Here is a 15609-nt window from a genome sequence, read left to right as displayed (position 1 = left end):
GATTACTCCTCCTTTGCCCCTTCGGAAGTATCACCGCGCCGGCAGGCGCTGACCACACCATGGGCCGCGAATGCCGCTGCCGTGCCAGCCGCCAGGCCGAGGCCGATGGTGTCGGCCGTGGTCTCGATGCCAAAACCGGGCACGTTGGGAAGACGCCGGTAGAACGGGGTCATGGTGTCCCAGAACATCGGCTGGGAGCAGCCGGCACAGCCGTGGCCCGAGCCGACGGGCCAACTCGTCTTGTCGTTGTACCGCTGGGTCGGGCAGTTATGCCAGGTTTCCGGCCCCTTGCACCCCATCTTGTAGAGGCAATGCCCCTTCCGGTGGCCCTGGTCGCCCCAGGCCTCCACATACTGGCCGGCGTCGAAGTGGGGCCGACGCTCGCAGTTGTCGTGTATCCGCTTGCCATACGCGAACAGGGGGCGGCCGATACCGTCGGTGGCCGGCAGCTTCTTGAAGAGGAGAAAGTGAACAATGGTGGCAGTAAGATTGTCGGCATTCAACGGACAGCCGGGGAGGTTGATGACCGTGGCGCTGGGAACCGCCGTACTGACGCCGACGGCGCCGGTCGGGTTGGGGGCTGCGGCAGGGATGCCACCATAGGAGGCGCAGGTCCCCACCGCGATCGTGGCAAAGGCACCGCCGCAGACCTCCCGGGCCCGGTCAACGGCGGTCCTGCCGCCGATGCAGCAGTAGATGCCGTCGTCCTTCAGCGGGATGGAGCCTTCCACCACGGCAATATACTTTCCTTTTTCCTCCTTCAGCACTTTGTCGAGATTGGCCTCGGCCAGGTGTCCCGCAGCGGCCATGATGGTCTCGGCATAGTCGATGGAGAGGATATCCAGCACGATCTCGGCAACGGTCGGGTTGGCGGCGCGGAGCAACGCCTCGGTGTCACCGGTGCAGCTCTGGAACTCCAGCCAGACCAGGGTGGGGCGCTTTACCTCGTCCAGTGCCCGGGCAATCTGCGGCCCAAATGCGGGGGGGAGCGCCAGGGCCGCAGCCGTGGCCGAACAGAACTTCATGAAGTCCCGCCGGGACACCCCCTTTTCGGCCAACAACCGGGAAAAACTGAACTGCTGTTCCGGACTTTTCTGATCGTGACCGTTACCGTATCCGCTCATAACATCAACCCCTTTCAACCGTTAAGGATTGTTCGACGAACCAGTCTCACGACACTCTTCCTTTTCCAAAAAACAACTCTACAACAACAATGTTTTACTACGCCCCGAGCCATTGTCAAGCCGAATTAAGGCACCGGCATATCCGCTTTCAAAACAAAAAAAGAGCCGGGGAACAGGCCGGTTACAAACCGGCACTGCCACCCAGCTCTTTCATGTTCAACAGGTGCGGCGTTCAGGTGGCCGCGGACAGCTTAATCGTTCCACCCCTCGTTGGCAGTCGCTCCGACGGCCTGCTCCCAATGCTCCGGGGAGCGCCAGAGGCTGGAGGTAATCAGCTCGCGCATATGCAGGAACTCCTTGGGAAGACGGTCGAAGAGCTTGACGAACAGCTCTTCGTGGGCGACCAGTTCGTTCTGCCAGACGTCCCGGTCGACCGACATCAGGTCGTTGAACTTCTCACGCGACATGTCGAGGCCGTCCCAGTCCATGTCCTCGTAGCGCGGCATCCAGCCCAGCGGTGACTCCACCGCTGCGGCCTTCCCCTGGACGCGCTCGACAATCCACTTGAGGACGCGCATGTTGTCGCCGTAGCCCGGCCAGATGAACTTGCCATTGGCATCCTTGCGGAACCAATTGACGCTGAATATCCGCGGCGGCTTGGGGATGGTGCGGCCGAACTGCAGCCAGTGGCCGAAGTAGTCGGCCATGTGGTAGCCGCAGAACGGAAGCATGGCGAAGGGGTCGCGGCGTACGTTGCCGGTGGCGCCGACTGCAGCGGCAGTGGTCTCCGACCCCAGGGTGGAGGCGAGGTAGACGCCGAAGTTCCAGTTGAACGCCTGGTAGACCAGCGGCACGGTATCCTTGCGGCGGCCGCCGAAGATAAAGGCGCTCATCGGTACCCCTTTGGGGTTTTCCCAGTCAGGGTCGATGGAGGGGCACTGGGAGGCCGGCGCGGTGAAGCGGGAGTTGGGGTGGGCAGCAACGCGGCCGCAATCCGGAGTCCAGGCGTTCCCCTGCCAGTCGGTCAGTTTTGCCGGCGGCTCGTCGGTCATCCCCTCCCACCAGACGTCGCCGTCCTCGGTCAAGGCCACGTTGGTGAAGATGGTGTTCGCAGCGCAGGAGGCCATGGCGTTGGGGTTGGTCTTGGTGTTCGTGCCGGGGGCAACGCCGAAATAGCCGAACTCGGGGTTAATGGCGTAGACCTGGCCGTCCGGGCCGGGCTTGATCCAGGCAATGTCGTCGCCCAGGGTGGTCACCTTCCACCCCTTGTCCTGCAGCGGCTTGGGCGGAATCAACATGGCGAAGTTGGTCTTGCCGCAGGCACTCGGAAAGGCGGCACCAACGTAGGTCTTCTCGCCGGTGGGCGACTGGACGCCGAGGATCAGCATATGCTCGGCCAGCCACCCTTCGTCCTTCCCCTGCTTGGAGGCGATGCGCAACGCCAGACACTTCTTGCCGAGCAGGGCGTTGCCGCCGTAGCCCGAACCGAACGACCAGATGGCGCGCTCCTCGGGGAAGTGGACGATGTACTTCTCCTTGTTGCACGGCCAGGCGACGTCCTTCTGCCCCGGCGCCAACGGTGCGCCGACCGAATGGAGGCACGGCACGAATTCGCCGTCGCCGAGCACGTCGACGACCTGTTTCCCCATACGGGTCATGATCTTCATATTGACCGCAACGTAAGGGGAGTCTGAGATCTCGACCCCGATCTTGGCGATCGGCGAACCCAGGGGTCCCATGCTGAAGGGGATGACGTACATGGTGCGCCCCTTCATGCACCCCTTGAAAAGACCGCCCAGCTTCTCCTTCATCTCCTTGGGATGCATCCAGTTGTTGGTCGGGCCGGCATCCTGCTTGGAGAGGCTGCAGATGAAGGTGCGGTCCTCGACCCGGGCGACGTCGATCGGGTCGGACCAGGCGAGATAACTGTTGGGGCGCTTGTCGTTGTTCAGTTTGCGGAAGGTGCCACTTTGCACCAGTTGGCTGCACAGGCTGTCGTACTCTTCCTGCGAACCGTCGCACCAGTGAATATTGTCAGGCGTACACAACGCCGTTACTTCATCCACCCACTTGCGCAGTTGCGCGTTCTTAACCTCGTAGCCCATGCCAACTTCCTCCTCATGTTTTATTGATTTTTCCACCTTGGTTCTCGAAGGCCGGAAATTCCATCCAGCAGCATTCCCCGTACGAAGATTCCGAAGAATTAACCAGAAAACACCTTTAAAGCAAGTAAATTTTTGTAGTTAAATTTAATTTCGCAAGACGAAACAACCACAGGACAGAACATGATTTGACATGCCCACGGATAATGCTACCATGAAGCTCACAAGGTCAATCTTCCGGAGGGTTTTATCGCATGGCAAAAATACCTGTCGTCGACCAGGAGGCATGCATCAGCTGCGGACTCTGCGTCTCCACCTGCCCCGGTGTATTCCGCTTCAACGCTGATGGCAAGTCAGAATGTTACGATCCCGGCGGAGCACCGGAATCTGACATCCAAAGCGCCATAGACGGCTGTCCGGTGCAGGCGATTTCCTGGCAGTAGACCATGCGCCCTGCCGGGCGCGCACGAATACAAAAAGGGCCAGCACGTTACCGTACTGGCCCTTTTTGTCATTTCTTTGTCGCCGGCTTGATGATATCCACTTCCGTTTGATCACCAACGTACTTGACCCGCCAGACCAACCCGCAAACACCACACTCCTTCACCGGTAACTCGTCGGGAGAAAAGCCTCCCGAGTGCATGTCGATCTCCACCGAAGTTCTTTCACCACAATTTGGGCACTTCATACGGACCTCCTCTTGCCGTTACCGGTTATACATGCGCCAGCAGTTCGTCGATCTGTCCGGTGAATTCCCTGAGATCATCCACCGTCATGTCGCCCATATGGGCAATCCGAAATGTCTTGCCTTTAATTTTACCGTACCCGTCATCGAATGCATACCCCCGTTCCGCCAGCCTGCTTTTCAGCGAGCCCAGATCGACATTGCGCTCATTGGTCGCACAGGTAAGCGTTACGGAACGGGCATGGGGAGGCGGAAAGAGGGCAAATCCCCGGGCCTGTGCCCACTCCCGGACATAGGTCGCCATCTCCTGGTGCCGCGCCCAGCGATGCTCGACCCCCTCGGCAAAGATCCGCTCCAGTTGCCGGTCCATGGCATAGATCAGGGAGATGCAGGGGGTGGACGGTGTATTGTCCTTCTCGTCACTGGCCGCGAACTCCAGGAAGTCAAAGTAGTAGCCGCGCCCCTCCACTCCTGTTGCCCTGGCAAGGGCCTTTTCCGAAGCGGTGAAAACCGCCAGCCCCGGCGGCAAGGCAAACGCCTTCTGCACCCCGAAGATACAGCAGTCGATCCCCAGTTCATCCAGGGGGATCTTCATGGCACTCATGGAGGATACCGTATCGATGATCGACACGACCTCAGGGTACTTCCTGAGCACCTCGGCGATCTCTGCCAGTGGAGACATGACACCGGTGGAGGTTTCGTTGTGGATAAGGGTAATGGCGTCGTACCGACCGGTCGCCAGCGCTTGATCGACCAGTTCAGGGGTAATCGGCTGTCCCCACTCCGCTTTGTAGGCATCTGCCTCGATGCCGCAGCGACGGGTCACGTCATGCCATTTGTCGGAAAAAGCACCGTTGCAGAAATTGGCGCAGCGCTTTGCCACCAGGTTGCGGACCGCCCCTTCCATGACGCCAAAGGCACTGGAAGTGGCAAGAAAAACCCGGCCATCGGTAAAAAGGAGCTTTTTCAGGTTCTGCTTCACACGCCCGTGCAGCACGGCGTATTCCTTCATGCGATGCCCCACCATCGGGGTAGCCATGGCCTGAAGAATATCCGGGTGAACCTCGACCGGTCCGGGAATGAACAGTTTCTTGTGAGGGGTTGTCATTTTGTGAGAAAACCTCGTGAATTATCTATGGAGCAGTATCCACCGGACCCTAACAGAAGCCCGGTTCCTTGTCAAGACGCGCCCCCCCTCCGCCCGCACAAATAAGGGGATAAAGCCCTGCCGGCCAAATCTTGGCAAACTGCATACTGCATACTCGTTTTTGATTGCTTTTTTATAAGGGCTCTTTTAATATGTCGGACCATTAACCTAAATCAATGTATGTATCCATATAATTAATCGTTTATTCTATTTTTACCCCAAGTCAAACGGAGGAAATACATGTTTCGCTGGCGTATGATCTTGCTCTCGCTCCCTGTCCTGCTCCTGACCGCTATCCTGCCTGCCTTTGCCGAACAGGGCATGGCCATCGACCCGGCAACCTGCCTTGGCTGCCACAGCAACAAAATTTCCATTGCCGGCTTCGCCGCATCGGTGCATGGCAAAAACGCCTGCACCAGCTGTCACGTGGACATCACCGATCTCCCCAAACATATGCGGGGAGAAATCAAGGTGCAGAAGGTTGCCTGTGAACGGTGCCACAAGAAAGAAAACGCCGAGCATTACAATAGCGTCCACGTCCAGAACGATGTCCGTTGCGCCAACTGCCACACCGACATCCATACCCATACCTACTGGAAAAAAGACAAGCGCAAAGTAGTAGCGAAATGCATCCAGTGTCACGACAAGGAGGCCGTCTACCGGGGGTCCATCCACGGCAAGGCAGTAGCCGCCGGCAATCAGGATTCCGCTGCCTGCAACGACTGCCACAACCTGCACGACATCAGGCCGTTGGGACCGAAAGGATCCCACTCCGAACGCGAATTCCATACCAAGGTCTGCATGAAGTGCCATGCCGACGCAAAGATGATGAAACGGAACAACGTGCCGACCGTTGCCGTTGCCTCTTATCTGGCCAGTTACCACGGCAAGAACTACCGTCTCGGCTTCCCCGAAAAGGTGGCCGGTTGCGCCGATTGCCACTCCGCTCACCAGGTGCTGCCGAAAGACGACCCGAAATCCACCATCAATCCCCAGAACCTCGTGAAGATGTGCCAGGCATGCCACACCAAGGCCACCCCGCTCTTTGCCAAGTTCTACGCCCACGGCGAGCACGACCGGGAACAATATCCGATACTCTTCTATACCTTCGTCAGCATGACCGGCCTCCTGGTCGGCACCTTCGCCGTTTTCTGGGTCCATACCCTCCTCTGGATGTTCCGCGGCTTTGTGGAAAACCGGGAAAAGGCAGTAGCCCTGCAGAGCGGTCATGTTCACCACGAGATCAGCGAACCGCACAAACAGTACCGCCGTTTCAACCGGATTCACATCTTCATGCACATCCTGGTCATCACCAGCTTCCTCGGCCTCTCCCTCACCGGCCTGCCGCTCAAGTTCAGCGACCAGGCGTGGGCCAAGTACATGATGGGATTGTACGGCGGTTCGCCCCATGCCGGCCAGATCCACCGCTACTGTGCAGGGATTACCTTCGTTTACTTCGGCATGGCGCTGGTTATGAGCATCAATTTCCTCCTTTTCAGCACCAAGGTGAAGGGGAACTTCTTCCAGCGGCTCTTCGGACCCGATTCGCTCTGCCCCAACCTGCGGGACATACAGGACGTGACCAACATGGTCAAATGGTTCTTCTTCCGGGGACCGAAACCGACCTTTGAACGCTGGACCTACTGGGAGAAATTCGACTTCATCGCCGTCTTCTGGGGTATGTTTGCCATCGGCGGCTCTGGCCTGATGCTCTGGTTCCCCGAGCTCTTCGGCATATTCCTGCCGGGCTGGATGTTCAACGTGGCCACCATTATCCACTCCGACGAGGCGTTGCTGGCTACCGGCTTCATCTTCACAGTCCACTTCTTCAACACCCACGGCCGGCCGGAGAAGTTCCCCATGGACTTTGTCATCTTCAACGGCCAGATCGCCAAGGAAGAGATGATCGAGGAGCGTGGCGATCAATGGAAACGATACGAAACCGAGGGGATTACCGAGCAGTTTGCCAACAAGCATAACAGCGGCATTATCTATGACTTCCTGGTAAAAGGCTTCGGCTTCACTGCGCTCTTCATCGGGCTCGGCCTCGTGGCCCTGATGCTGATCGCCTTCCTGGGAGGTGGCGGCGGTCACTGACATCCTCTCCGCTCCCATAACTGCACGAAAAAGGGCTGCCACTTGGCAGCCCTTTTTCGTTTCAACCGGCTTATTCGCAGTACGGATAAAAACAACCGGCATCAACGGGTCATCCTTAGGATATTGGCCTTGGCCGACCCGGAATCGGAGGCGACTGGTTTGTCTCGGACAAGAAAGCCACCGTTCTCCAGCCTTTACAAACAATAAATTACGTTATAAAATATATAAATAACAACTTTTATCCGCAAGTAAAATAGCTCAACACCCTATAATAATTACGCTAAATATATTAACCGGTGTTTTATATTACACACAACCACCGCCATCCTGACAACAGACGACCTGGAGGGGGAGAAAATAAATCATGGCTGATGCGCTGTCGACTTTGGAACAAAAGGTCAATGAACTGACCACCGAACTTCAGGCACTCAAACAGAGGGTAGACCTTCTGTCAACGAGCCGGGAGCAACCGATCGAACCTTTGGACACTGTGCTTCCGGCAGCCCCACCATATACTGCTTCGCCTTATATAGTCTTCTCTGAAAAGACCGAAAAAAAGATTCCGCCCCAACCTTCCGACCCATCAGAAGTTACCGAAGAACTGCTCACCTGGGCAGGGAAAGCCTCTCTCCTGCCGCGACTGGCCACCCTCTGTTTCCTGCTGGTGGTTGCTCTTATCCTGCGCACCATTACCGATGCAGGGTTGATCAATAACCTTACCGGTTCAGGAATCGGCATGGGTTACGCAGCCGCACTGATGCTGACAGGCTGGTACCTCTTTCACCGGGGCAACCCCCTTGCCCCCGTGTTTGCCGCCTGCGGGGCTGCGCTGATGGGCACAATCGTCGTCGAAACTCACGCCCGTTTCCAGTCGCTGCCTCTGGTACCGGCCTACTTCACCCTCATGGCCACCGGTGTAGCCATGGCCGTTGTCAGCTACCGGTATAACGCCTTCACCCCCATCTCAGTGGGAACCATGAGCATGTGCCTCGCCGGAGCCGCCATCGATTACCCGCATCCATTCTTCCCCTATCTGGCGATGATCCTGGTCACTGCCAACGTGCTCGGTTGCCTGGCAGCACGCATCAAACGGTGCTCCTGGATGCGCTGGATCATTCTCTGCGTGACTCTTGCCATGCTCCACCTTTGGGCGCTGCGACTCGGCACCGCCCTCTACCGACAGCAGCAACCAGCGCCTGAGCTGGCCCCCACGTGGTTCATTCCGGCGCTCGTCGCACTGGTAGCAGCATACCTGGCCATTGCCATCTTCGGCATTCTTCGCAGCGGCAGTAACCGTATCGCCCGCTTCGACTTCTCGCTACCGACCATCAACGTCATTTGGAGTTTTGCCGCGGCCTACTATGTGGTCGGTGCCGGGATGGGGAGCAAATCTGCCCTGGGAATCATTTGTATTGTTGCTGCAGCGTTCCATATCGGTCTCGGCGCCTGGCTGGCCAGCCGGCACCTGGAGCGGGCACCGGGCACCAACTCGTTCGTCGTAGCCGGCACAGTCCTCCTCGCAATGGCGCTACCCGTGGCATTTGGCAATGCCCTGCCCGCGCTGCCTATCCTGTCGGGCATGGCTTGTGGCCTATGCTACGTTGCCAGCCGTTGGCAAAGTGGCGGTGTCCGTCTCAGCTCGTACCTCCTCCAGGCCTATGCTGCCGTGGTACTCGCCCTGGTACTATTCTCCCGGCCTACAAGTGCACAGCCATACATGGGTTCAGCAGCTGCCCTCATCGTAGCAGGCATCGGTCTGTTCCATTACCGCCATTGCCGCAAGACCCCCCCACCTACCACTTCGGAAATATTCACCCGCCTGGACACACGAGACAGCAGCGGTGCCATCCCTCTGCTCGCAGCACTCGTCAGTGCATTCTTCTTCCTGCGAGTTATCATGCAACAACTCCTCGGCAGCGGCCCGGGTGCCGCCGACTTCCCGTTCCGCAGCGCCCAGTCGACAATAATCAATCTATCCGCAATCGTACTCATGTTCATTGCGTTCCGGCAGCGCAACAAGGAACTGCGCAACATCGCCATTCTTGTCACCGTTGTAGGAGCAGCCAAGGTTTTTCTCTCGGACCTTATCGGCATTCAAGGCATGCCGCTGGTAGTGAGTGTTTTCTCCTTCGGCCTAGCCGCTGCCCTGGAGTCAGTGGCGCTGGGGAAATGGCAAGGGGGAAAAGAGTCCAGTCCTCCTCTGAACGGGCCGGATCCATAACTGAGTTCATTTACCGTGTTGCAACAACAAAGGCACTCCCCGAAAAGAGAGTGCCTTTGTTTGTTCTCAGCCGAACAGATGATTCAGTGTGATTCCTTCATGCCAAAAACCGGCAGCACCTTGTTAATGAAATAGAAGATGACAAAGGGAGTCGCTGCTACCGTCAACGCCCCGAACAACCCCTCCTTGAAAGTCTCCCAGTCCTCCGGAATGATGGGAAGATGATATTCCATGAATCCGGCGAAACTCAGCGAAAAGGCCTGGCCTCCGATAACCACGTTGTACCGCATCATGAACACGCCGAACAACACCAGGACAGTGGCAAGTGTGGTGCGGCGGACCGTCCTTCCCGGCAGGGACATCATGAGGAACGGCACAGCATTGCCAATCGTGTACTGAAGGATGAATATCTTGAAAAAATCACGCTCCATGATGACCTTGCGCAGGATATCCCAGGATTTGACCTGGGTATAGCCACGAAAAATCAGGTCCAGTATTTCCAGGGTCAGGGCACCGATCATGAAGTAGAGCAGGTAGTTGGAGGCAAGCATGACCTCTTCATGCTCGTTAGCGTCAAGCTCCGCAAAGGTTGGCGCACTGGCCTCCCTGGCCCAGCGGGACATCTTCCGCTTGGCCATGAACTTGCGCATCTCTTGAACAAGCACATAGCAAAGGATGCAGAGGGCAACCCCGGAAACAACCGCCGAACAGATGAAGATGACCGGCATCAGTGGCGTCATCCAGAGGGCGTTGGCCTTGACCGAACCGAAGATGAAGCCGGCATAGCCATGCAGAAAACAGGCGACCGGGATGCCGATGCCCGCCATCCTCGTGCAGGCCCTGTGGTCCTTCTCGATGGCTTCGTGGCTAAGGTCACGGGCGCCTAGGGTCAGACAATTGAAAAGCGACAGGAAGGCGCTGTCCATCACGCCGCGGTTCTGCTTGGCCTGCAACGCCTGCGCAGAAAGCACGAAATGCTGCCGATAGACCAGCCACAGTTCGGTCGCAACGATCGACGCATAGGTCAGGAACACGATGCCGAAGGCCGAGATTGCCGAGGTGAAATGCGGCGTCATCAGCACGTTAATCCCGCGGAAGGGTTGCTGCAGGTGCAGCATCAAAGGCATCATGGCAACAGGGAGCAGGGCAAAGGAGAAGACCAGGGAAAACCTGGCGATCTCCTTCAGCTTCTCCACATGAAAGACATGATAGAGGGAGGAAAGGACGAATGCCCCCGCCACCAGACCGGTCATGAACGGGTACATGACGATCTGGATCGACCAGTAGATATATTCGTTCGGCAGGACAAAAAGTTCTTTGACCGTCCATGCTTCACCGTGTACCTGCAGCGCTTGTTGAGCAACCTGATCGAGCATGGCTAGCGTACCTCCTGGGCAAGGCCGATGTAGAAGGCCTGAGGCTTGGTTCCGAAATCATCTTTAAGGACCCCGACCCGTTCTCTCAGGATGACCTGGGTGTTCCGGTCGTTGATATCGTGGATGTTGCACATCTTGCGGGCACCGAAGGGACAGGCGTTGACGCAGGCCGTTTCCAGCCCTTTGGTGATACGGTGATAGCAGAAGGTGCATTTATCGGCGACCTTGAGCGTGGGGTGGAAATAACGGGCAGCGTAGGGGCAGGCCATGATGCAGTAGCCACACCCTATGCACCAGGTTCTGTCGACAAGAACCACGCCGTCATCGGTCTTGTAGGTGGCACCGACCGGACATACCTGGGTGCAGGGAGGGGTTGCACAATGATTGCAGAGTTTAGGGACGAAGAATGCCTTGCCGACATTGTGCGGGTCAATCTCCTTGAATTCTCCCATGCCAAGGTCGACCCGCGAATCGGTGAAACCGTAGAGTGCCCCTTTCGGGCTGTCGACATAGCGCTGGTCATCCATGGTGAAGACGTAGCGCTCCACCCAGGTACGGGTGACATTGGCGTTAAAGGGGATGTCGTTCTCGGTCTTGCATGCCTTGACACAGAATCCGCAACCAACGCACTTTGTCGTATCTATCAGGAAGGCCCACTGTATTTCGGGATTTGCGGCCAGTACCTTTTTGGGATCAACCATTACCAGGGCCGAGAGGGGGACCGAGGCACCGGCAATGACCACGATGCAATTCTTGATAAAATCTCGCCTCTTCATTGTCCCCTCCTGTCCGCCAGCCTCGGGTTGTGTGGGTTGTGACAAAAAACGCATTCCAAGCCAACGTTGTGTGTTTTCGGATCAATGCCGGGGATCCGTTTGCGCTCACTTGTTGTGTAGGGCAGGCTGGTATGACAGCGCAGGCAAAGTTCACGACTGCGGTCGATGGTCAGCTTCCTCGGCTCCTCAGGATGCCTGAGCGCCGGGCCGTGGCAGTTTTCACAGGGAATGATGCCGTGCAGATCTTCGCTACGAATCTTGACCTCTTTACCGTGGCACGTGCCGCAGTATTCATGCATCTTCTGCTTGCCGGTATCCCGGTATTTCACGGGCTGTTTTTTCCACTCCGCTTCATTGGATTTCCGGTGGAAGGCGTACATGAAGCCCCTGGCACCGGAGCCGAAGTCTTTGGGGATATAAAAGTACCGAAACACCAGAATCGCGACGACAAACGCAATGACCACATATAGTGGCCGCCAGACGTGACTTTTCACTCTCCGCTCCCCCTTGGCTTTAGTGGTTAACAGCTATCACTTAATGAAATTCGATCTAGTTAGTTCCTGCAGTACAACAGGAATTGCTTATATTAATCAGAGTCGTATCCCGGAATTCAGATTGTTCAGATTGTTCAGATTGTTCCCGATGTTTCCACACTCTCTTCCGCCCTCTTTTGAACAATAAACATCTGATCGCCGATATAGAAACCAATGCCGTCGTCCGCAACATGGAAATCACCGTTCAAGATGGGAATGGCCACCCTTAGCAGCATGGTGAAGACAAAGAGTCCGGTGGCCCAGATCCCCAAGGAGAGCAACATCTCCGTGCCGGTCGGAGCGTACTCGTAAATCTCGTGCAGGACATCGGGAACAAATCCGGGAATCACCAGGCCCATCCCTTTTTCGATATAAACACCTATGAACACGAGGATGCAGCCGATAACCAGGGTTACATTGTTCTTCCGCGTTCCGGGAACCAGGAAGATCAGGAAGGCGGTGACGTTGAAAGCCATCGCCGTCCAGATCCAGGGAACCAGCGCCGAATACCCATGCAACCCCTGGAAAAGGTACTGCATGGGAGCCAGATGGACCGTTGCCGTATAGTATTCCTTGAAGACCTCAGCCCCCAGGAGCAGGAGATTTATGAACATTGAGTAGGCGATCAATTCGGCCACCTTCTGGATGGCCGCGTCTTCGATCTTGAACCTGGTGTACTTGCGCACCAGCAGGAAGATCAGGATCATGAATGCAGGACCGGAGCAGAAGGCGGAAGCGAGAAAACGCGGCACCAGTATCGATGAATTCCAGAAAGGCCGTGCACCAAGTCCGTTGTAGAGAAAGGCCGTCACCGTGTGGATTGAAATTGCGGAGGGAATCGAGAAAAGCAGCAACGGGGTGGTGAAGTTCTTGTTCGGCTCCCGTTTGTAGTAGAGGTTGTACAAAATGTAGATCGATATAGTCAGATTGAGCATCAGATAGGTATTGAGCACCACCACATCCCAGGCAAGCAGCGACTGGGGAAAGTTGAGACGGCCGAGCAGGGGAATAAGGTGCCAGAACCGCTCGGGTCGACCTATGTCGACGGTCACAAAAAGAAGGCACATGACGATTGCCGATACGGCCAGCAGTTCCCCCAGCACGGCGATCTCTTTGATCGGTTTCCAATGGTAGACATACGCCGGGATCACCAGCAGCACTGCTGCCGCTGCCACGCCAACCAGGAAGGTGAAGTTGGAGATGTAAAAGCCCCAGGAAACCTGGTCCCTCATGGCGGTAACAACAAGACCTTCATCCAACTGACGGAGGTACGCTGCGGCACCAACGGCCATCAATCCCAATAAGGATAAAATCCAGCAATAGTAAGGCGTGCTCCCCTTGGAAACCAGCACCAGAGTGCCTTTAAAAAAGGACCAGATATTTTTCATAGTTGTTTCCCGGGACGGTCAGGTCGCGTAAAAATAGTAGAACTTTGGCTGTGTGTTAAGATCTTCCTTGAAAACAAAAACCCTCTTGTTCTCAATCAGGTAGCGCATTTCGCTCTCAGGATCAAGCAGGTTGCCAAACTTGCGGGCACCGACGGGGCAGGCCTCCTCGCAGGCAGGATAACGGCCCGGCTGCTCACGGGTGCGCTGGATACAGAACGTACATTTTTCCACCACTCCTTTGGGGCGTGGACGATTGCCGAGGTAGTGGGTGTTCTGATTCATTTCTTTTGCCGGAAGGCCGGGCTTGGTCCAGTTGAAATGCCTGGCACCATAGGGGCAGGCCGCCATGCAGTAACGGCAACCGATGCACCAGTTGTAATCGACAACGACAATCCCATCGTTCTCCTTCCAGGTCGCTTGCACCGGACAGACCTTGGTGCAGGGCGGTTTTTCACATTGCTGACACTGGACGGGCATATAGAAATGCCCCTTTTGAGGAACCTCTACAGGGTTGTAATAGTGTTCGGCATGGGACAGATCGACCCCTTTTTCCTTGTCCAGCTCCAGGACCCTGATCCAGTGAATCTGCGGGCTGCGCGACTGGTTGTTCTCCTTCACGCAGGCATAGACGCAGCGCCGACAGCCAATGCAGCGGGAGAGATCAAGTCCGTAGCCGTAAAGAACCCCCTCGATAGGCGGAGTTGTCTTGACCGTGACCTGTTTGCCATACTGCCGACTGTACTCCTTTTCGAGGCGGGCGATAACGCTCTTGACCTCATCTCTGGAGAGTTCCCGAAAATGTTTCTGGAAGAACTCCTCCCACACCGAAGCCGACGCATCCCTGCCTGGCAACAGCAGAAAACCTACACCGGTTGCCAGACCTTTCAGGAACTTTCGGCGTGACTGTTGCCGGACGTGCATAGCGCGCTTCTGAATATCTGACATGAATCCAACTCCACGGAAACAGGTTCCGATCAGCGCCGTGTGTTGCCCGGTCGTTCCGGCGGCGGCAGAGGTTTGAGCGGTTTGAACTTCGGGTCGTGCGGATTGTGACAGTGGACGCAGAGAAGGTATTGCTTATCGCCGTTCCAGTAGCCCGTTCTTTTGCCATGGACACCAACCTTCCAGTCGCGGAACTTGTCACCATGACATTGGCCGCACAACCGATATGATTCGGTAAAGTCGATCAGTTCGCCGGAGACCAGTCGCAATTTGTCGCGGTTTTTCAGGTTGTGGCAGTCCAAACACCAGCGTTGGCTTTCGGCGTGATGCAGAACGATATCAGTGTGCCACTCGGTCAAGACCCGGCGCTTCGCATTAGGAGGCTGCAAGCGAGCATGGCACTGGGTGCAGGGGAAGACCAAATCGTCGGAAAAGGGAGGGCGCGGCACGGGATAGCTCTTCTCCGGCGGTCGGTTCTTTATGTCGTAGGTGCGGAGTTGTTCGGCTGCTGTTTTTTCGGTAGCAAATTGTTTCCCTGAATGGTCGAAGTTTTTTCCCTTGGCCGCAGTGCTCAGGGTGGCAGACAGAAACAGCACCAATAGCACGGTGAAAAGAACCAGCAGGCGGCAAGTAGGATTCTGCGTCTTCATCGGCACCTCAAAGGAGTACTGCACAAATGACCGCTCGGTGATTAACGAGCGGTCTTGCCTCTTGCGTCATAACCGTAGCGGATTCCGGTTACCTGCTTAAAAGAAAGTATTTCCAGAGAGTTCATGCCCAAATCGTTCAACGAAGTTTAAACCTATATAGTATTTTATCAATCTACGAATTGCGAATTGTGCCCAGATAATTCAACAAGCAGATTCAGCTGGAAACGATGATTGATGCGCCATTACATCTATATACTAATTTAGAACATTGTTACAATAAAAAGTTATATCGCGAATGAATGCCCACCGGGACACCGTCCGACCAAAGGGAAAAACAGCCTGACCGCCAAGGCCACTTAAGAGCTAACACCTTAATTTAATTATAATTGCAAAAGCTATCCACCAAAGCAATCTCTTTTACATTCACAGAAAAACAATATGTTCGGATCAAGCTCACCGTTTCCGAATTGCGCAACAAAAAACATCCCGTTACACTTTTCTCCAAATTTTTTGACAAAATGGCTCATTTGGGGTAGTTATTGTCTCCTTGTTTATTCAGAATCCTGAT

At 55.9% G+C, this 15609-nt stretch carries 13 protein-coding genes; 3 read left to right on the top strand and 10 right to left on the bottom strand.

All coding sequences use genetic code 11. The features are described from left to right. Positions 1 to 2: 2 nt before the first annotated feature. Both JN12_RS04320 and JN12_RS04315 read right to left on the bottom strand, forming a co-directional pair. The gene (locus JN12_RS04320) at positions 3 to 1124 is read right to left on the bottom strand and encodes a hydrogenase small subunit (RefSeq protein ID WP_145018735.1); all 1122 of its coding nucleotides are present in this window, start codon (positions 1122 to 1124) and stop codon (positions 3 to 5) included. A 251-nt stretch (positions 1125 to 1375) separates the two neighbouring features. Next, positions 1376 to 3253: a phosphoenolpyruvate carboxykinase (GTP) gene (locus JN12_RS04315; protein ID WP_281287715.1), complete on the bottom strand. Its 1878-nt coding sequence runs from the start codon at positions 3251 to 3253 to the stop codon at positions 1376 to 1378. Positions 3254 to 3480: 227 nt separating this feature from the next. Here JN12_RS04315 and JN12_RS04310 point away from each other — a divergent pair, with 227 nt between their 5' ends. Then, positions 3481 to 3669: a ferredoxin gene (locus tag JN12_RS04310; RefSeq protein WP_145018729.1), complete on the top strand. Its 189-nt coding sequence runs from the start codon at positions 3481 to 3483 to the stop codon at positions 3667 to 3669. A gap of 68 nt (positions 3670 to 3737) precedes the next feature. On the opposite strand, the gene JN12_RS20420 is transcribed toward JN12_RS04310, so the two are convergent. After that, positions 3738 to 3914: a hypothetical protein gene (locus JN12_RS20420; RefSeq protein WP_170241843.1), complete on the bottom strand. Its 177-nt coding sequence runs from the start codon at positions 3912 to 3914 to the stop codon at positions 3738 to 3740. A gap of 25 nt (positions 3915 to 3939) precedes the next feature. Next, positions 3940 to 5019, bottom strand: coding sequence for a pyridoxal-phosphate-dependent aminotransferase family protein (locus JN12_RS04305; RefSeq protein WP_145018726.1), 1080 nt, complete (start codon positions 5017 to 5019; stop codon positions 3940 to 3942). Positions 5020 to 5313: 294 nt separating this feature from the next. Here JN12_RS04305 and JN12_RS04300 point away from each other — a divergent pair, with 294 nt between their 5' ends. Both JN12_RS04300 and JN12_RS04295 read left to right on the top strand, forming a co-directional pair. Further along, the gene (locus tag JN12_RS04300; protein ID WP_407925373.1) at positions 5314 to 7155 is read left to right on the top strand and encodes a cytochrome c3 family protein; all 1842 of its coding nucleotides are present in this window, start codon (positions 5314 to 5316) and stop codon (positions 7153 to 7155) included. Between the two features lie 364 nt (positions 7156 to 7519). Continuing rightward, on the top strand, positions 7520 to 9376 hold the full coding sequence (locus tag JN12_RS04295; RefSeq protein WP_145018720.1) for a DUF2339 domain-containing protein: 1857 nt from the start codon (positions 7520 to 7522) through the stop codon (positions 9374 to 9376). A gap of 83 nt (positions 9377 to 9459) precedes the next feature. On the opposite strand, the gene nrfD is transcribed toward JN12_RS04295, so the two are convergent. From nrfD to JN12_RS04265, 6 genes are all read right to left on the bottom strand, one after another. After that, on the bottom strand, positions 9460 to 10752 hold the full coding sequence (gene nrfD, locus JN12_RS04290; protein WP_145018717.1) for an NrfD/PsrC family molybdoenzyme membrane anchor subunit: 1293 nt from the start codon (positions 10750 to 10752) through the stop codon (positions 9460 to 9462). A gap of 2 nt (positions 10753 to 10754) precedes the next feature. Then, positions 10755 to 11528 (bottom strand): 4Fe-4S dicluster domain-containing protein, encoded by a 774-nt coding sequence (locus JN12_RS04285; RefSeq protein ID WP_145018714.1) that lies wholly within the window; start codon positions 11526 to 11528, stop codon positions 10755 to 10757. Next, positions 11525 to 12022, bottom strand: a complete 498-nt coding sequence (locus JN12_RS04280) for a cytochrome c3 family protein (RefSeq protein ID WP_145018711.1) — start codon at positions 12020 to 12022, stop codon at positions 11525 to 11527. Before JN12_RS04280 ends, JN12_RS04285 begins: the two co-directional genes overlap by 4 nt. Positions 12023 to 12156: 134 nt before the next feature. Further along, positions 12157 to 13449 carry a sulfate reduction electron transfer complex DsrMKJOP subunit DsrP gene (gene dsrP, locus JN12_RS04275; protein WP_145018709.1) on the bottom strand — a complete coding sequence of 431 codons (1293 nt, stop codon included), beginning with the start codon at positions 13447 to 13449 and terminating at the stop codon, positions 12157 to 12159. Positions 13450 to 13467: 18 nt separating this feature from the next. Further along, complete coding sequence (locus JN12_RS04270; protein WP_145018706.1) at positions 13468 to 14394, bottom strand: 4Fe-4S dicluster domain-containing protein; 927 nt, start codon at positions 14392 to 14394, stop codon at positions 13468 to 13470. 29 nt (positions 14395 to 14423) lie between these two features. Beyond that, positions 14424 to 15041, bottom strand: coding sequence for a cytochrome c3 family protein (locus JN12_RS04265; protein ID WP_145018703.1), 618 nt, complete (start codon positions 15039 to 15041; stop codon positions 14424 to 14426). Positions 15042 to 15609 lie beyond the last annotated feature (568 nt).

It is taken from the genome of Geobacter argillaceus (genome assembly GCF_007830735.1).
GTDB classification, from domain to species: domain Bacteria; phylum Desulfobacterota; class Desulfuromonadia; order Geobacterales; family DSM-12255; genus Geomobilibacter; species Geomobilibacter argillaceus.
This window is presented reverse-complemented; position numbering and strand designations above follow the sequence as displayed.

What these genes read in the sequence shown, in the direction of transcription:
- JN12_RS04295 (WP_145018720.1), top strand. Translation starts at nt 7,520, where the DNA reads ATGGCTGATGCGCTGTCGACTTTGGAACAAAAGGTCAATGAACTGACC.
- JN12_RS04270 (WP_145018706.1), bottom strand. Translation starts at nt 14,394, where the DNA reads ATGTCAGATATTCAGAAGCGCGCTATGCACGTCCGGCAACAGTCACGC.
- nrfD (WP_145018717.1), bottom strand. Translation starts at nt 10,752, where the DNA reads ATGCTCGATCAGGTTGCTCAACAAGCGCTGCAGGTACACGGTGAAGCA.
- JN12_RS04320 (WP_145018735.1), bottom strand. Translation starts at nt 1,124, where the DNA reads ATGAGCGGATACGGTAACGGTCACGATCAGAAAAGTCCGGAACAGCAG.
- JN12_RS04300 (WP_407925373.1), top strand. Translation starts at nt 5,314, where the DNA reads ATGATCTTGCTCTCGCTCCCTGTCCTGCTCCTGACCGCTATCCTGCCT.
- JN12_RS20420 (WP_170241843.1), bottom strand. Translation starts at nt 3,914, where the DNA reads ATGAAGTGCCCAAATTGTGGTGAAAGAACTTCGGTGGAGATCGACATG.
- JN12_RS04265 (WP_145018703.1), bottom strand. Translation starts at nt 15,041, where the DNA reads ATGAAGACGCAGAATCCTACTTGCCGCCTGCTGGTTCTTTTCACCGTG.
- dsrP (WP_145018709.1), bottom strand. Translation starts at nt 13,449, where the DNA reads ATGAAAAATATCTGGTCCTTTTTTAAAGGCACTCTGGTGCTGGTTTCC.
- JN12_RS04310 (WP_145018729.1), top strand. Translation starts at nt 3,481, where the DNA reads ATGGCAAAAATACCTGTCGTCGACCAGGAGGCATGCATCAGCTGCGGA.
- JN12_RS04285 (WP_145018714.1), bottom strand. Translation starts at nt 11,528, where the DNA reads ATGAAGAGGCGAGATTTTATCAAGAATTGCATCGTGGTCATTGCCGGT.
- JN12_RS04305 (WP_145018726.1), bottom strand. Translation starts at nt 5,019, where the DNA reads ATGACAACCCCTCACAAGAAACTGTTCATTCCCGGACCGGTCGAGGTT.